The 17,012-nt window shown below is 59.3% G+C and carries 11 protein-coding genes; 10 read left to right on the top strand and 1 reads right to left on the bottom strand.

Annotated elements, in window-relative coordinates:
- Positions 1-52: 52 nt before the first annotated feature.
- Both ACOGXC_RS12205 and ACOGXC_RS12200 read left to right on the top strand, forming a co-directional pair.
- Positions 53-1,057: a hypothetical protein gene (locus tag ACOGXC_RS12205; RefSeq protein ID WP_419918450.1), complete on the top strand. Its 1,005-nt coding sequence runs from the start codon at positions 53-55 to the stop codon at positions 1,055-1,057.
- A 285-nt stretch (positions 1,058-1,342) separates the two neighbouring features.
- Positions 1,343-1,903 (top strand): class I SAM-dependent methyltransferase, encoded by a 561-nt coding sequence (locus ACOGXC_RS12200; RefSeq protein WP_419918449.1) that lies wholly within the window; start codon positions 1,343-1,345, stop codon positions 1,901-1,903.
- A 293-nt stretch (positions 1,904-2,196) separates the two neighbouring features.
- Here the strand turns inward: ACOGXC_RS12200 and ACOGXC_RS12195 are convergent, their stop codons facing one another.
- Positions 2,197-3,171, bottom strand: coding sequence for an IS30 family transposase (locus ACOGXC_RS12195; protein WP_419918168.1), 975 nt, complete (start codon positions 3,169-3,171; stop codon positions 2,197-2,199).
- A 603-nt stretch (positions 3,172-3,774) separates the two neighbouring features.
- Between ACOGXC_RS12195 and ACOGXC_RS12190 the strand changes: the two genes are divergently transcribed.
- The 8 genes from ACOGXC_RS12190 to ACOGXC_RS12155 all read left to right on the top strand — a co-directional run bounded on the left by ACOGXC_RS12190 (position 3,775) and on the right by ACOGXC_RS12155 (position 16,956).
- Entirely contained in the window at positions 3,775-6,786 is a 3,012-nt protein-coding gene (locus tag ACOGXC_RS12190) for a vWA domain-containing protein (protein ID WP_419918448.1), read from the top strand.
- A 5-nt stretch (positions 6,787-6,791) separates the two neighbouring features.
- A complete protein-coding gene (locus ACOGXC_RS12185; protein ID WP_419918447.1) occupies positions 6,792-10,205 on the top strand; it encodes a tubulin-like doman-containing protein in 3,414 nt (1,137 codons plus the stop codon).
- 38 nt (positions 10,206-10,243) lie between these two features.
- Positions 10,244-13,252, top strand: coding sequence for a hypothetical protein (locus ACOGXC_RS12180; RefSeq protein ID WP_419918446.1), 3,009 nt, complete (start codon positions 10,244-10,246; stop codon positions 13,250-13,252).
- Between the two features lie 286 nt (positions 13,253-13,538).
- A complete protein-coding gene (locus tag ACOGXC_RS12175; protein WP_419918445.1) occupies positions 13,539-14,222 on the top strand; it encodes a S1 family peptidase in 684 nt (227 codons plus the stop codon).
- A 15-nt stretch (positions 14,223-14,237) separates the two neighbouring features.
- Positions 14,238-14,495 (top strand): hypothetical protein, encoded by a 258-nt coding sequence (locus ACOGXC_RS12170; RefSeq protein ID WP_419918444.1) that lies wholly within the window; start codon positions 14,238-14,240, stop codon positions 14,493-14,495.
- Between the two features lie 44 nt (positions 14,496-14,539).
- The gene (locus ACOGXC_RS12165; RefSeq protein ID WP_419918443.1) at positions 14,540-15,301 is read left to right on the top strand and encodes an ABC transporter ATP-binding protein; all 762 of its coding nucleotides are present in this window, start codon (positions 14,540-14,542) and stop codon (positions 15,299-15,301) included.
- Positions 15,298-16,011, top strand: coding sequence for an ABC transporter ATP-binding protein (locus ACOGXC_RS12160; protein ID WP_419918442.1), 714 nt, complete (start codon positions 15,298-15,300; stop codon positions 16,009-16,011). The genes ACOGXC_RS12165 and ACOGXC_RS12160 overlap by 4 nt, the downstream gene beginning before the upstream one ends.
- A 3-nt stretch (positions 16,012-16,014) precedes the next feature.
- Complete coding sequence (locus tag ACOGXC_RS12155) at positions 16,015-16,956, top strand: branched-chain amino acid ABC transporter permease (RefSeq protein ID WP_419918441.1); 942 nt, start codon at positions 16,015-16,017, stop codon at positions 16,954-16,956.
- The last annotated feature ends 56 nt before the right edge of the window (positions 16,957-17,012 follow it).

The raw sequence follows: 17,012 nt of genomic DNA, 5'->3' as shown, positions 1-17,012 counted from the left end.
GGTGTGACATGCTCTGGAGGTGGGATCCACGTGGGGTGGTGCCAGCGCGCGGGTGGTTGATGCCAGACTGCTCGATTCCGAGGATTTTGCGGCTGCGCTGGAGCTCCAGCAGCGGCTCGACCGGGAGCGCGATCCGGGCTTCGCCGTGACTGGGGCCGCCGAGTTGCGGGCCCTCTTCAACGACGATGCCACCAATTTTGCCCACCACCAGCGGATCGTCGCCCTTCAGGGTGCCACGGCGGTCGCCATGGGTCATCTGGAGCTGACCAGCGACCCGGCCAACGCAGCATTGGCGACGATGGAGATTACGCCCGCAGACGTACCGGGGTCGACAGCAGTGCTGGTGCAACTTCTGGAGCGGGCCCGCGGCGCAGGGCGCACCTCGGTGATCGCCATGGGCGACCACACCCCGGCTAATGACGCTTCCTGGACCGGCCTCGGCGCTGAGTTGCGCTATACCGAGCAGGAGTCGTGCCTGCGCTTGGCCGATGTCGATTCCGCACTGATGCAGGAGTGGATCAATGCGGCACCGCCCGATGTCGAGCTGCTGCACTGGCACCGTGAGTGCCCCGAGGAGTGGATGGGCATGCTGGTGGCCGCGGTAAACGCCATGAACGATGCCCCCACTGACGATCTCGACATGGCGGACACCATCGTGAACGCGGCCATGATGCGCACCGAGATCGAGGCCCGCGCCGCCCTCGGGCTCGAATACCAGGGGATCCTCGCAGCAGTGCCCGGCACCGGCGTCGCCGGTGCCACCGAGGTTTTGGTCAACCGGCACCGGCCCGACTGCTCGTGGCAGTGGAACACCGTGGTGCTACCGGACTACCGGGGTCGGCGCATCGGCCGCTGGATGAAGGCGGCCATGTGGCAGCGGCTGCGGGCAACCGAGCCCGAAGTCACGGCCCTGCAAACCGGAAACGCGGTGAGCAACGCCCAAATGCTGGCCATCAATACCGCCATGGGTTTCCGCCCGACCCGCACGACGGCCTGCTGGCAGGCAAGCCTCGACCACCTCGAAACACAGGCACGCCAAACCCTGGGGCCGGCATGACCCGCAGCCCGGCACCGACGGGTTGCTGGGTCCAGGTTGAAGCGCACCCGCGGGGATGAAAGTAAAGGGCACCGACGGCATCTAAGGGTTGCTGGGTCCAGGTTGAAGCGCACCCGCGGGGATGAAAGTAAAGGGCACCGACGGCATCTAAGGGTTGCTGGGTCCAGGTTGAAGCGCACCCGCGGGGACAGTCTCTGTCCTGTAGCTGTGGTGGGAAGGGCACGAACCCAGGATACCGACCAGGTGTGACATGCTCTGGGGGTGGGATCCATGTGGGGTGGCCGGATGTCGGGGCGGGATTACGATGCTCGATGGGAGCAACTGGCGGCCGATGGGCACAACCCCCACGGGGAGGCTGATTTCGTGGACCAGTTGCTGGGTGGTTCCGGTCGGGTGCTGGATGCGGGGTGTGGGACAGGACGGGTGGCCATCGAGCTGGCCCGCCGTGGCTACCAGGTGGTTGGGGTGGACATCGACACCGAGATGATCGCGCAGGCTCGAGCCAAAGCGCTCCAACTGGTGTGGTACCAACTCGATCTGTCTACTTTCGACCTGGGCGAGGGGTTCGATGCCGTGGTGATGGCCGGTAATGTGCTGCTGTTCACCGTGCCGGGTACCGAGGCCGCGGTGGTGGCCCGGTGTGCGGCTCACCTGTCGCCGGGAGGAGCCCTGGTAGCCGGTTTCCAACTGCGGACCGGGGGCTACGGGCTGGATCAATATGACACGGATTGCACCGCCGCCGAGCTAACTTTGAAGCAGCGGTTCTCGACCTGGGAACGTGCCCCTTGGAACGGCGGCAATTACGCCGTTTCGGTACACATCCACCGGCACCGTTCGGATAGCTGAACCATTGCCCGGCATGGGGGTGCCTGAAGCAGGGGTAAACCCTCCACGAGACTTTTTGCAGTCATCGGAAGATTGTTGTTATGGTTCCCGGCTCATGCGGCACATTGTGATTTTGGGGTACTTGGTTGTGAGGCCAAGGCTATGAGCACCCCCCCCCCCCCCCCGACCTGCTCCGACCAGCTCGCGGCCGGTGAGCAATAGCCCGGCCCCGCCGCCCCGGAGACCCCAGAAATCTCCACCACCCCCACCTAGAGGTGGGCAAGCTCGGCCGAGGGCGGCAGGCTCGGTAGGCTCTATTGGTGATCGCGACAGAGTTTAGTGTAGATGGTTTGGGCGGGTTGCCATTGGTGGATTCTGCGGGGCATGGTGTTGATGAGGTCTTCGATGATGGCGAGGCGTACCGGGCCGATGTTGAGGTTGGTGCTTTTGGGTAGCCAGCGTCTGAGTGTGGCGTTGTTTTGTTCGTTGGTGGGTCGTTGCCAGGGGGATCGGGGTTCGCAGAAATAGACCTGTATGTTGAGGGTTTTTTCGATGTCGGCCCATTTGGCCATTTCTGTTCCTTGGTCCCAGGTCAGGGTTTTGACCATTTCGGCGGGTTGGCGTTTGAGTGCGGCGGTGACGGCTTTGGCGGTGTTTCGGGCGTCGTAACCATCACATAAAGGCACTACCAGGGTGTGGCGGCTGGTGCGCTCCACCAGGGTGGCTACGGCTGATTGGTTGTTCGCACCGATTATCAGATCACCTTCCCAGTGGCCCGCCTCGGCTCGGGTGTCGACTATTGCGGGGCGCTGCGCTATGGGCCGGAAATCACCCAGCACGGAGCGTTTCGCCTGCTCACAACGGCTTCGGGGTTTGCGCCGCCGGCGACGGCGCACCAGCAGTTTCCAGCTATCGGCTGCTAGGCCGCTGCGTCCGCTGGGGTCGTAACACGCCCGGTAGATGGTTTCTGCGCACACCCGCAGCCCTTGTTTGCGGAGAGATTCTGAGATCGCATGAGGGGACCAACGAAGCGCCAACAACTCGGCCACCGCGTCGGCCAACACCGGATCTGTGGCCAACTTGGATGGGCGAGGCCTCAAAGCCCGCACATCGGCAACGGCTTGGGCCGCATCGGCCCGATACACCGAACCACCCCCGTTGCGCCGCAACTCCCGCCACACCGCGGAGCGGCTCCTGCCCAACCGGCGGGCCATCTCAGCTGTCCCCACCCCCATCCCAACCATAGTCTCGATGCGGGCACGCTCGCCCGCACACAACCTCTGTGCCATACTGGAACACCTCCACCGGTGATTCGCCAATGTTTCTGATCGACCATCATGGCCGACCTGTCGCGATCACCGGTGGAGCCTTCCCTCCCCCGGGGCCAGGCCGAAAGGAACTGCGGAACGGCCTCCGTTAGTTCTTGCGCTCTTGGTCGGAGCTGCGATGCTGGGCGCAGCAGGCCTTCTTTGGGTTTGGGGGGTCACGGGTAACGTCATCGGTGCGCTGTTTGGGATCCTGGCGAGTCCCCTCCTGCTGATCGGCTTTCTGGTAACCAGCGAGCAGCGGTCAAATAAAGGAAAGTTCGGGGATTGGCGGTTCCTACCCAGCCAACCAACCACATTTGTGATGGCAATCGTCGGTTGGGTGGTTGGGGTTGCCCATCTCTGGTTCCTGGCCCAGGAAATAACCCGCTGGCAGGCCGGCTGATGCGCCGCCGAACTCTTGCCTTGTCGTGGGCTCTTCTGGTACTCGCCGCGGGATTGCCCACAATCGCAACCACAGCGTCAGTGCATGCCCAACAAGGCTCACAGGCAGAAGCAAACCAAGACGATTGGGCACCGTGCCGTCAAAACGGAGACTCGATTGAGCGCGCCGAAATCGTACTGGTGATGGATCGCTCCAAGTCACTTGAGACTGAGGATCCCCAGGGTGAAGAGCGCCGTAAAGCACTCCAGGCTACCCGAAAACAACTCACAGAACTTCAGGAGCGGCTATCGCAAGATGGCTCCTCATTTGACATTGATGTGTCTCTAGTTGTTTTTAGTGCAGAGCCTAACCCTCCCAAGGTCGTTGCCGAGTTTGGGCCTGTCAGTTCCAATCATCCATCAAATACAAAGATAGAAGAGGCACTCAAAACTGAAGTACACACCGACTACGGCCCGGCAATTGAACTAGCGCTGGAGCAGTTTAAGAAGTCACAAGATAGAAACCCTGATCCGGCTTGCCGCATTCTTGTGTTTTTCACCGATGGGATTATGGATCCTTTTGGCACCGTGGTGGGAGAAAATAGCGGTGATAAAACTAAAGAGGCAGAAGCAGAAAAAAGAGTTTCAGATTTTTTGTCAAACTTGTGCAGTAGTAGTACAAATGGCTACCGGTATCACATGGATCAACTTGGGGTTTCAACTTATGTAGCTGTGCTTGCAAAATCCGGCTTTATTCAAAGAGCAGGTGATCCTCACCAGAATGAACTATTAGATGCTTCTAAGCAGTCATTTTTGGCCCTGACTGGTCATGACAGTTCACCATTACTTGACGGTATTTCTGCAGCTTCTGGGTGTGAATCTTGGTCAGAAAATCAAGCTGGCAAGGTTATTGATTTTGATAACATCAGCAAACTCACCGATGAGTTGGAGGATGCAATTAGGAAAATTGAGTTAGGCTTGCGTGGGCCCCACGTGAGCTGTGCGACCGAGCCAAGTTCCAACGAAGTTGAGTTAACTGATGAATGGCCACACCATTTGAGGGTTACGGATCAATCGGGAAAGAAGCTGTGTGAGGTCACACCTCCCCGTGATGGATTTGCAACCCTAACCCTTACCGGTATGAATGAGGCCTCTGGCGTGGAGTGGTTCATTGACAACGGGACAAATCCTGAGCCTGACTTCCGACTTGAAGCTGGGGACTCAGCATTTAGTTTTGATATTGTGTCAAGGGAGTTGCCGAGAGACCAGGCTTTTGGCGACTTTGAAGCTACGGTTGAGATCAAATTGCTTTGGACTCCAGGTCCGCAACCTGAGTGGCCAGACCAGCCACCTGAGGTCCCGCAGCCATTGGAGGTTACCTTTTATGCTCCCGACCGCGAAAAGTACTGGATTGACAAATCGTTTGATTGTGTATCTTCTCAGCGGGCAAGGAGGACAACAGGTTCGAACTATAAGGTGGTAGCAAGTCGCTTGTGTGAAATAGAACCCCCACCTGCACGCGCAGGGAATTATGTGATCACGTTCCAACCCTCACAAGAAAACAAACTTTCTTGGGATACTACACGTGACGGTCAAACTCCAAGTGATGACTCCATTGTTCTTGAGAGCAGTGATGATTCCATAATTCTTGGTACCAGTTCAAAGGAACCTAGAACGATCATCGATGGTTTACCCGAGCAATTTACCGACGATCTCACTGTTATTTTGACTTGGTACGAACCAGGTGGAGAGGTCTTAGCAAAACAGCCAATCAAGGATATCAGCATCCGAGTACTAGCTGGTGGGGAGTACTCACCCGAAGCAGACTGTTGGGATTCAATTGATGTTGAACTTGAAAAACAAGGCTTGGACATTAGAGCTGTGGCACGAGGAGTATGTACGATATTTCCACCCCCGGAAGGCAAGCTAGAGGTTCATATTACTGAGGCAACGCAAAATTTGCAGTGGCAACTAACTCGCGAGGGTGAACATGAAGAGGGAAGGAAGGGACTCTCTCTACATGTCGAACCCGGAGGTGAGTCTTTTGACATTGATGCCATACTAGATGTAGTTCCAGTGGAATTGCTGCCGCTTCCGGCCAATTTTAATGTAAAAGTAACCTGGTCAAAGCAAGATACTGAGTCGGACAACATTCCCGAACCACAAGAAGTAGTGGTGAAAATCCCGGATATTCCACAGCCTCAGGAATTACTGAAGTGTAACGAAGATCCGAAACTTATTAACTCTTCTGCCGAAGTGCCCTCCGGGCCGCTGGTTGTGGATACTGGCTGTACACTTTTGCCACATCCCTTGGCGGGCCCAGTCACCTACAGTGTGAAGGGTGATGTTGATGACATTGATTGGCAGATGGTTGAAGATATTGAGCTTGTTCCTGATGATGATGAACACCGGATTATTATCGAAACTACCGATCCTCTTGCAAACCGGCGCTACGACATCAATTCAGATTTCACTATCACTGCAACATGGAAGTCCCCGAGCGGTAATACAACATATGAGGACCAGGAATCTGGAAAAATTACTATAGCGTTGCGGGCGCGGCCTGATACTCCTTTGGCTTTGCTTGTTACCCTTTTGCTTATACTTGCTGGGCTCATCATTGTTTGGCTTATCTTGTGGCTGGTGGGTCGGCGGGTTAGCCGTCCGGCTCGGCCGGGGCAGTATCGTGTGGCGCACCAGGGCATCAAAGCAAAGGTCGCCTCCGGCAGTCGCTTGGAGTTGGCTGGCTTTGATCTGGCTGCTGCGGTGGCCGACAACAAATACCCGCTCAGTGGCCGGCGATCAAAGCTTCATGCCGCTGGGCTTGAGATTCGCACCACGTTGCGCTGGTGGAGCCCGCGAGACCTTCTGGGTGGGGGCAGGGCCAGGGCAATTCCCAAAGACATGGGTGCCGACTCGCTGCTTGCGGTCTCGCCGTCGTCCGAAAGGTCGGATTGTTTGCCGGTGAGCCTTGATGATGGAGCGGTGATCGTGGCCATCCAGCGCACACCAATCGGGTCGAAGGCCGGGCTCAGCGAACATACGGGGCAAATCTGGATCCTGACCCGTTCCGGTAAGGGCAAGGGCTCAACCGATCAGAACGCCAGGAAGAACCTTGACAAAGTGCTGGTTGAACTGCGCAAAGCACTGAGCGAATCGCAAAGCAAGTTCCGCGGCTCACCGGATGCCCCGGCTCCTAACCAACCGAAAGGCTAACCAACGTGTACAACCGCTTTCTGTTCGTCGGACTCGGCGGCTCGGGGGGCAAGACGCTCCGTTTCCTGAAGGATCAGATCATACGGTGGATGAAAGAAAATGAAATCGAAGGGGGTATCCCCTCGGGTTGGCAGTTTCTTCACATCGACGTGCCCTCTCGGCCGGATGGTGACGAGCTGAACAGCCGGGTGGACCACCTAGCGCCCAACGAATACTGCGGGCTGGTGGATGCTGGTGTTGCCTTCGATGACGTTCAGGCCCAACTCGACACATCGAGCGAAAAGAGTGAAGAACTGCGAGCCTGGAGGGTGGAACCAACCGGTTTGAAAATACCCATTGAGGCCGGGGCCGGTCAGTATCGAGCGGTCGGACGTACCATAGGCGCACTCCACGCTGAGCGAATCAAAAGTCGTATCGAGGAAAAGGTGAACCGGCTCAACGAGAGCAAAGCAATCCAGGATTTGAATGACGTTTACACGCAAATTCAAAAAACCGCGGCGAACTCCAACACGGCGACGGGCACGAGCGACGTAGCAACCAATATCTTTGTCATATCATCTCTGGCCGGAGGCACCGGCGCAGGCATACTCAACATCGTGTGCGATTTGATCAGGGGAATGGATGTGGCTCGGGGTAGAGACATGTTCGGGATCATCTATACATCCGAGGTCTTCAACGAGCTGGCTTCGGCAACAAAGGCTGGCGTGCATGGCAATGGTCTTGCCGCTGTATCCGAGTTGCTCAACGGCTTCTGGTGGAATGGAGATTCGGGAGCTGACGATGATGTAGTCGTTGGGCCGATCACCGATAAGTTCTTGCAAGCTGCTCGCATCGCGGGGACTCTGAACATGAGCGGTCCGGCTTACCCATTTCTGGTTGGACGTCAGAATGCAAAAGGTGTCAACTACGGCACATCAGACTCTCTTTTCGAGGGAGTAGGGCGGGCTTTGCTTTCGTGGGTAACCGACGAGGAGGTCGCAGGGTCTTTCATCGGTTATACGATTGGCAACTTCAAGCAAAATGCTTCATCCAATATCCGGGGCCAGGCCCTGGTGGATGTCGGGGAGCCGGGATCCGTTGGCCTACCACTATTTTCGGCGCTCGGGTTCGCGCGGGTGTCGGTGGGCACCGACCACTTCGAGCGTTTTGCTGTGAATAAGGTGGTGCAGGACTCCTATCGACACCTCGTTGAATACCACTCCAACTCGGAGGATGCCAAGCAGGCTGTTCGGTCGATCAACAAGCAAGACCCAACGGCCGTCATCAAGTACCTTGCCGAGAATTACAGAGCCTGGTTCCTCAGAGAGCTACAGATCGAAGAGATCGACACCACTGATACAGGCCCCATAAGGCGTGAGCTGTGGCCCACGGATGGAAGTGTAGATCGGTTGGAAGAAACATGCCGCGACTACCAGCAGCAGGTTGAATTGGAGGCATCACTTGACGTTGAGGCCAGCCGGACGGCTATCGAATGGCGAGCTCTAATCGAACCAGCTATTGAGAACCGTTTCCCTGATTTTGAGCAGAAGATTGGCGAAAAGCTTGATGCTCAATCACGCGAATATGTCAAAACCATTGAGCAAAGGATGTGCGCCACTGTCCTGGCTTCTATATCCAGGTATGGGCTTAAAGTTACCGCCCAACTTTGCTCCGATGCAGTCAAGCACTTGCAGGATGAGGTTGTCAACAATCTTCGTGCCAACGTTGTTCTGACCCTAAAGCGATGGGCCGGTGACTGGCAGGAGTCGGCATGGCAGGTACTGGAAGGTGCCAGAGGGAAACTGAAAAATACCGACGGTCGAATCACTGAGTATGTGGCATCAGCGGTTCACCATCGTACCTTTGCTGCGGATGCTCTCATTGCCGAAAGGGCAGAACGGCTGGCTAGAGAAGCTACCGACCGGCTGTTCAAGCCCATCGTCGAAGCAATCGAGGATGCCTATAGGCGCCTCCGCAACGAAGATATTCCAGACTCGTTCCGCTTCGGACCACCCGAGAACGAGTTTTGTTTGATTCAAAAGGATGACTACGAAGCACTGTTCGACCGGTTACTGCGCGAAACGTTCGATGGCAACGAGTACGAAAGCCTGAGAGAAGCTGTTATCGGTTGCCAGGAGGTTGAACCGGATTCCGGCGATGAGTTCGTAAAGCTGGTTCGTAACTGGTCGCCCAATGAGCGCTGGAGTGACGTACCGTCAAACGTGGCCGTAACCGTCGGTTCCACCAGGAAACTTCTGGAGGGTAGCGCCACTGCCTGGCTGAACGTGGATGGCGGGCCTTTTGGCGAACTTCTCGGCCTCAGCCTCCGGAGTGCTCTGGACACCCGGGCCGCTGCGGGCACGACAATCGCTGCTTCTGAACGGCATAAGTATCAGCAGCGCTTTATGTCATGTCTCAACGCTGCCATCCCCACTTCCGCTCCTCTGGTCGATACCGACCCGGCGCTGGAGGGGCTGGTTGGTAACGAAGCGGGCAAGGATCTGGTGAGGCATTTCAGCAAGTTGCCGTTCGGCCCCGGGCCCGACGGCTCTCATCCCATAGCGGAAAAGGTGACAGATCTGCTTTCCAAGTACCTCAAGGCCGATCAGGTGGAGGAACTCATGAAATACGATCAACTCACCCGTCACATCGACGTGGCCTCGCAGCTTGCCGCCCCCCAATCGATACTGGCTCTGAAGTCGGTTCTAGCGCCCATCGCCCAGGATTGGGACGGGCAAAAGGCCATTGGCGAAGTGGCTCGCCAGCAGTTCTGGCACCACCGCCGGGCCCAATACTTGCAACGATTCGTGCCTGCCCCCCAGGCCCACTTGCGCTGCCTGGTGCGAGGTTGGTTCACCGCCCAGGTGCTGGGGCTGCTGGACACCGACGGGCCTGATGGTTCCATTCAAATTGCCCGGGATGGTAAAAGCCCCACAACTTTCCCGAACCCGTTGCTATCGCCGATCAAGCGCGGCGACCGGCTGGGTCCGCTACTGGAGTCGCTCAGTTTGGCATATGTCGAAACCGCGGCCAGTGCCACCTTGGAGCCGCTGGAGTCGTATGTGAGCTTGCTGGAGTTGGGAAGGTCGGGTGACGGTGGTGTCCTGCACTACGACAATGTCAACCGGCGACTGGCCGAATGGATCGAAACCGGCCAGCCGGATAAGGGTGCCATAACCACCATGAAGCCAGCCCGATTGGCCAACATGCCCGAAACGGCCACCTGGGGAGAACGGGCCGAAGCTCTTGCCGGGGTGTTGGACGGGGAAAGTAAGCGCTACGAAAACGAGTATGCTAATTACCAGAGGGACTGGGGTTTCAACCCTGGCCTGCTCTCACGCGTTCCCCTCTGGACCGGGCTGTGGCCATTGCTGGGCGAGGAACTTCAAAAGCTCAGCGATAAAATTGTCGAACACTCTCCCGAGGAAAGCCTCGGCTAGCTGAGCCACTGGCAGCAACCGGAGGCAGGAGCTATCGCGTGATACCCATCCTTTATCACGAAGCCGATGGTGTTATCAGCAAAGCAATAAGGGTGCTTCGTGACCTCTCTTCTCACGGGCTGCTCAACGACATGGCGCTCGTGCCCATCAAAGAGGGCGAGCCACCCACCGAGCAGCCTCTTGCCACTTGTGTTCGAGCATCGGAGGCCACGCAAACGGGACTGTACGACGCGCTGGCCCGATCCGGCCCCCCGGCAGAAAGCAAATTATATGTAACCGCAGTTGTCTCTGGCGTACTGGCACCACAGGCTCAACTAGCGCTCGCCAGAGCCCTTGGCGAAATCGCTCGCAAGGCGGAGAAGCTGGCGGGTGGGATCATTGTTGTTCCCAGTTGCCTGGCGGTGCCGGAGTTGCGAGATGGTGAAAGCCTCTTGCCTGCCAAAGGTTTTTTCACGGCCCAAACCGCCAACTTCGTAGCCCTTCCGACCGACTGGCAGTTTGCCAGCGGCATGGCTGCCGGCATCGATTTTGCCGATGCCCAAAGAGCTTCGTGGCATGCTGCGCTTGAGTTGGCCACTTTGACATCTTTGTGGCGTGCCACCAACGAAAACCCGTGGAGGCCGGAAATAAGGGTTACCGGAATAGAAGGGTGTGCGTTCAAGTTTGTCAGATCCTCGGCTCGGCTCGTGCTGATTCGCCGGCGGGAATTGGCTGCCGAAGATTTTCTGCCCGTGGCCGATGGTTTCTCGCCCACGCCTGCTCCCGAGGCCGTCGCATCCACCGTGGATTTGCTGCATCCTGCTGAGTTCCGCCTGGACCGCCTGGCGGGCGAGCCGGGTGCTTCCGGCCGGCGCAGCAACATTATGGAAGTGCTTGGTGCCGGCTTGGGTCGCATTTTCCCACCGCTGGCGGCCGGCCTGACAGGGTTTACCAGGATGCTTCGCGTTGAGTTCTCCAAAGCCTTCGGTGGAGATCTTGAATCCGATGACGACGGGCAGGCTTCCAGTGCTCAGGGGCCTGCGGAGGCCGACGAGGCAACGGTGGTTCTCAAGGGGTTCAGCCCGAAGGTATGGACCGATCTCGTTCGCAATGTGTTCGGGGTTGTCGACGGGGGCAGGACCGCTGTAGCCATCCGAGCCCGCGAGGCCGCCGGCAACCAGGAGTACGTGTTCGTGACACCCGAAAGCCTTGTTGACGGCGTGCTCGAAGAACGTATACGAGCCGGTGGGCAGCGGGACGAAGACGAAGTTGCTGAGGAGCCGGTTGAGGAGGAGTCAGTTGATGCAGAGGGGCCGGTTGAGGAGGACGAAGGCGAAGTTGCTGAGGAGCCGGCTGACGAAGGGCCAGTTGACGCGGAAGAGTCGGTTGACGCGGACGAAGCTGAGCTTGTTGAGGAGCCGGTCGATGATGATGAGGGGTCGTTTGACGAGGAACCGGCTGGCGAGGAGGAAGCGGCTGATCACGCAGAGGACTGGGGTAGCCCTAGAGCGTTGTTGACGTTGCTGGACGATAAGTTCTGCGACGAGATCCAAAAAGCTGAGGATAGGCGCAGGCAGCAACAAGCCGAACTCGAAAAGCAAAAAGCGCTGAGGGATTCAACCGAGAAGTTCCGCCCTTCCGCTGATCTGGTTATCACCGTCAAAGCCTTTTTGATCACCTTGTACACCGTGCTGGCCAGCTACGCGTTGCTGCTTGATATGTTCGATCTCAGCGATGTCAGCCCTGTGGCTCGAACACGTATTAGCATCGGGGGGTTGGCGGTTACCTGCCTATTTTTGCTGTATTCACTTACCCCTCAGCGAGACGACCCGAGAGATGGCCAGTCGTACTTGCTGCGAAGATCTTTCGCTTTGGCTGTTCTTACCGTGCTGGGATTATTTTTTGCCGGCGCGAGCTTTGCCGACTTGTTCGATAGCATTTCGGGGCCGGACATGGTGCCTTTTGTGTTCATCGCTCTCACGTTGTTCTTGTTTGTATACGTACTGCTGTCGCCGAAAGCGCGCCAGCGCCCAGCGAGCCGAGCTCTAGTGTTGGCGTGGACAATTTGCTACCTGATAGCCAGCTTTTTTGCCTATGCCAAATTGGATTCATCGGCTTTCAACAAGTCGGAGAACATCCGAAACTTCTTCGAGGACTGGGGCGAGCAAATCAGGTATGCCGCGCTGGCCGTGGCTGGGTTCTTGTTCCTGATTGCCCTGGTCATGCTGGTGGTTAGCGACAGGGGCCGTGAGCGCAAGCGCAGACTGGCCATCGCGGCAATTCGAGAGCTCGAAAGCGAACTCGGGCGCCGGGAACTGCTGTCGCTGTTGCGAGGCTTGCGGGTCAACTGGCTGGGCACTGCCGTCGCGCTCGACTACATCCTGCGCTGGAATATCCCCGCCGAGCCGGTATTTGCCGGCGAGTCCCGTGAGCTCCGCTCACCGCTGTTTCGACTGGCGGCACGCTATCGCAACGTGTTCAGCCCACCACCGGCACCCGGGTGGTTGAGCGCGCAGTACGAGGCGGTTGTTGCCGCCTACTCGCGGTTCCAAACCCGTCCGGTGAATGGGGATTCCAACCGTCCGGAGACGAGCACAATGGTCAGCTCCGTGAAGCGGGACCTGCTGGAGGATCCCGGCCCCGACCCGCGCTGGCAATTTGCCCACCGGCTCTGTTCCGGCGAGTTCGATGATGCTTTGGTGGCAGATTCATCGATAGCCGTAGACGCATCACTGGATGATGCCGAGGGCAGCTTCTTGAGCGAGATAGCCCCAGTGAAGCCTGGAAAGCTGCCTGCCGGCCTGGTCGGCCCTGGTGCGGCCACCCTGGACAGCGTTGAAATGGACAGCACCTGGTGGTGGCCCGATGGACTGGAGGTTCCCGCCTCCGATACCCGTCCAAGAGTTGTGCAGGCGGTCAGGTCGCCCGGCCAAGATTCTTACCTGGCGGTGAGGCTCGACATTTCCGATCCTATGCTGGAAAACCAGCTTGCCGGCGGCTCAACGCCACCAGAAGACCCGGACGGCGAAGACCCTCAACCGGCGGCTCCCAGCTTCGGGTTGGGCTAACCATAGGGATTCGAGGTTTGTGGCTGACAGCCCTCTACATCGCCAACGCCCCCCGGAGCGCGAGCCCACCCCGGAAGCGGGCTCGGGCCGTGCTGAGCCACCACCGAGATCCAGCCGGACACATCAGCGTTTGTCGCCACCTCCATCGGCTGCTGGTACCCCAGTAGCTAAACCGCCTGGAAACCGGCGTTCGGGTTCCAAACTTGGTGCCGGTATCTCGGCGAGGTTCACCGATGGTTGGCATCGTCGCCCTCTGGTTGTTGGTGCTTTTGGATTAGCCCTCGCATTGGCGATTGCTCTGCCGCTGGCCCTGACCCTCGGAGGAGGTGGCGAAGCCCCCAGCAATACGGATGCGGCCACAATCGCTCGCTCAATTGGCATGGTTTCGGCGGCTGGATGCGGAAAAGTCGGTTCGGGCACTCTGGTTCTCGATGGAAGATACGTGCTTACAAATGCTCACGTTGTGGTGTCGGATTCCGGCAAAGTATGTGCGAATCTTGAGGTCGGATTCAGCGATAGCTTTGAAGAAGAGCCTACAACATGGATCGACGCTACGGTGGTGGGGAAAGAGTTGGATGGCTTGGATTCGGAGGGGTATGTGACATTACCGGACTTGGCAGTGCTCAAGTTGTCTCACCGAGTTGATCAGCCCAGCATCCCTATTAGTGCCCAAAAACTTGACCTCAACGAGGACATCACAGTTCTTGGTTATCCGGGGATTGGAGGCCAAACAATCACGTCGACCGAAGGCGTATATGCAGGGATTGACCACCTCAACGGCCATGCTGTCCTGAAAACCAATGCTGATATATTTCCTGGCAACAGCGGAGGGGCAGCGTTCAACTCGCGTGGCTTCTTCATTGGAGTCCCAACGTACAGAACCATCACATGGGATCAGATAAGCGAACTGGGCTGGCTCATACCCGCTGAGGAAGCCGCCAGTTTCCTGGAGCGCCACGTTGAACCCTGATTGGGAGTTGCTCCGGTGGGGCGCACGTTTGATACTGGAGGGGTGCTGGGGGGGCCGGACATCATCACCTACCTGTTGCTGGCGCTGGGGGGTGCGCTGGCGGTGGGTAACCTGGCCGCTCTGATCAACCCGCAAGGGGCCCGGCGGCCCCAACCGGACCGTTCCGGTGGTAACGGTGAGGCAGCTACCCCCCGGGTCGGGCGCAGCGTGGTGATGATTGTGGTGGGCATGGTGATCGTGGTGTGGGCCATTGCCAGCCTGATCGGGGGGTGAGCCTTCAAAAGCGCGGCACCGGGGCGGAGTAGGGTTGGGTGGTTATGAGCCTGTTGGAGGTGAGCGGGGTTACGGTGCGGTTCGGGGGGGTCATCGCCCTTAACGACCTGTCGTTCACCGTGGATGAGGGGAGCATCTGCGGGCTGATCGGGCCCAACGGGGCGGGCAAGACCACCATGTTCAACGTGATCAGCCGGGTGTACGACACCGAGCAGGGCGTGGTGGGGTTCGACGGTAACGATGTATTGAGCCATCCGGCCCATGCCATAACCGGGCTGGGCATCGGCCGCACCTTCCAGAATCTGGCGCTGTGGCCGACCATGACCGTGCTGGAGAACGTGATGGTAGGGGCCCACCACCGCTCCCGGATCGGGGCGCTGCGGGCCGCGCTGAGGTGGGGGTCGCGCCGGGAGGAGTCCGAGCTGGCCGGCCAGGCCTGGGCGGCTCTGGACGAGATGTCACTCACCGATGTGGCCTTCCACCCGGCGGGCGGGCTGCCGTTCGGCACGTTGAAGAGGGTGGAGCTGGCCCGGGCGCTGATCGGCCGGCCCCGGTTGCTGCTGCTGGACGAGCCCGCCACCGGGCTGAATCAGACCGAGGTGAGCGAGTTGGCCGAACTGGTGGTGGCGCTGCGGGAGCGACACCGGCTGACCCTGCTGCTGGTGGAGCACCATATGGGGATGGTGATGGGGGTGTCGGACAAGGTGGTGGTACTGGATTTCGGGGCCAGGATCGCCGAGGGTTCCCCCGCCGAGGTGCAGAACGACCCGGCGGTGGTGGAGGCGTACCTGGGTAGCGCGCAGTGAGCACCGATTACCTGGAGGTGCGTGGGCTGAGGGCGGCCTACGGGAACATCCAAGTGTTGCACGGTATCGATTTCACGGTGTCCAAGGGTCAGATAGCGGTGATCCTGGGGGCCAACGGGGCGGGCAAGACCACCACGCTGAGGGCCTTGTGCGCCATGGTGACGGTGGAGGGTTCCATCCGGCTGGCGGGCGAGGAGCTGGCCGGGCAGCGCACCGCCGACATCGTGCGCCGGGGAGTGGCCCACGTGCCCCAGGGTCGGGGGACGTTTCCCGAACTGTCGGTGGAGGAGAACCTTCTGGCCGGGGGGTTCGTGCGCACCGATGGGCAGGTGAGGGCCGATATCGAACGGTTCTACGGCACCTTCCCGGTGCTGGGCGAGCGGCGCAGCCAAGCAGCCGGAAGCCTCAGCGGGGGCGAGCAACAGATGCTGGCCATCGCCCGGGCGCTGATGCTGAGGCCGTCGCTGTTGCTGCTGGACGAGCCGTCACTGGGGCTGGCACCGATGGTCACCCGGGCGCTGTTCGATCAGCTCTCCATCATCAACGCCGAGATGGGGACCACCATGCTGGTGGTGGAGCAGAATGCCGGGCTGGCCCTGGGGGTGGCCGACCAGGCCTACGTTCTGGAGTCCGGGGAGGTGGCGCTATCGGGCCCCGCCCATGAGCTGGCTGCCGATGACAATGTCCGCCGGGCTTATCTGGGGTATTGAGGGATGAGCTTCGCGGCATCGGTTCTGGGGGTGTTCGATGTCTCCATCGACAAGTTGTCGGATGGGGAGCTGTGGTTGGCCCAGTTCTTCCGGGGGCTGAGCGACGGGGCCACCTACGCATCGGTGGCGCTGGCGCTGGTGATGATCTACAAGTCCACCGGGTTCATCAACTTCGCCCAGGGTTCGCTGGCTCTTCTGGGGGTGTACCTGGCCTATGTGCTGAGCGTGGAGCAGGGTTTGCCGGTGGCGGTGGCGGTGGTGTGCGCCATGGGGGCCAGCGCGGTGGTGGCGGCGTTCATAGAGCGGGTGTTCATCCGGCCGTTCCCGCCCGATCATGTGTTGCCCCTGGTGATTGTCACGCTGGGCCTGCTGCTCATCATCGACTCGGCGGTGGGCATCGTGTGGGGCTTTCGCACCCGCAGCCTGCCCAGCATGTTCCCCGCCGGTGCCCCCATAGAGTGGGGTATCGCCCAGCTCACCTGGCGGACCATCGGCAACCTGGGCACGGTGTTCACCGTGGTGGGGCTGCTGTATCTGTTGCTGTCGCGCACCAAGATGGGGTTGGCCTTTCGAGCGGTGTCGTCAAACCTGGAGTCGGCCAAGCTGGTTGGCATCCGGGTGGGGCCGACACTGGGGTTCGGGTGGGCGCTGGCCGCCGCCATCGGAACGCTGGGCGGGTCACTGGTGATACCCGATCTGCTGCTGGAACCGTCGGTGATGCTGCGGGTGCTGATCTTCTCTCTGGCCGCCGCCGCCCTGGGTGGACTCGACAGCATGGTGGGGGCGGTGCTGGGCGGGTTGGTGGTGGGTTTGGCTCGCAACCTGCTGGTGACGTTCTTGAACCTCAGCGAGCTGGCGCTGGCCACCGCGGTGGTGGTGATCCTGGTGGTGCTGCTGGCCCGACCCACCGGCCTGTTCGGGTCCACCCGGGTGGAGCGGGTGTGATGAGAACAATTTTGATTTCAATTCATCATTTCTTACAGCAGTTCGGGTCCACCCGG

The sequence above is a fragment of the Candidatus Poriferisocius sp. genome (genome assembly GCF_965202595.1).
Lineage (GTDB): Bacteria > Actinomycetota > Acidimicrobiia > Acidimicrobiales > Bin134 > Poriferisocius.
Note: the sequence above shows the minus strand (reverse complement) of the source record. Positions and strands in the feature narration are given on the sequence as shown.

Bases quoted from the DNA above. Each gene is read 5' to 3' on its own strand.
- ACOGXC_RS12190 (WP_419918448.1), top strand. From the start codon at position 3,775: ATGGATCGCTCCAAGTCACTTGAGACTGAGGATCCCCAGGGTGAAGAG.
- ACOGXC_RS12165 (WP_419918443.1), top strand. From the start codon at position 14,540: ATGAGCCTGTTGGAGGTGAGCGGGGTTACGGTGCGGTTCGGGGGGGTC.
- ACOGXC_RS12155 (WP_419918441.1), top strand. From the start codon at position 16,015: ATGAGCTTCGCGGCATCGGTTCTGGGGGTGTTCGATGTCTCCATCGAC.
- ACOGXC_RS12195 (WP_419918168.1), bottom strand. From the start codon at position 3,171: ATGGCACAGAGGTTGTGTGCGGGCGAGCGTGCCCGCATCGAGACTATG.
- ACOGXC_RS12200 (WP_419918449.1), top strand. From the start codon at position 1,343: ATGTCGGGGCGGGATTACGATGCTCGATGGGAGCAACTGGCGGCCGAT.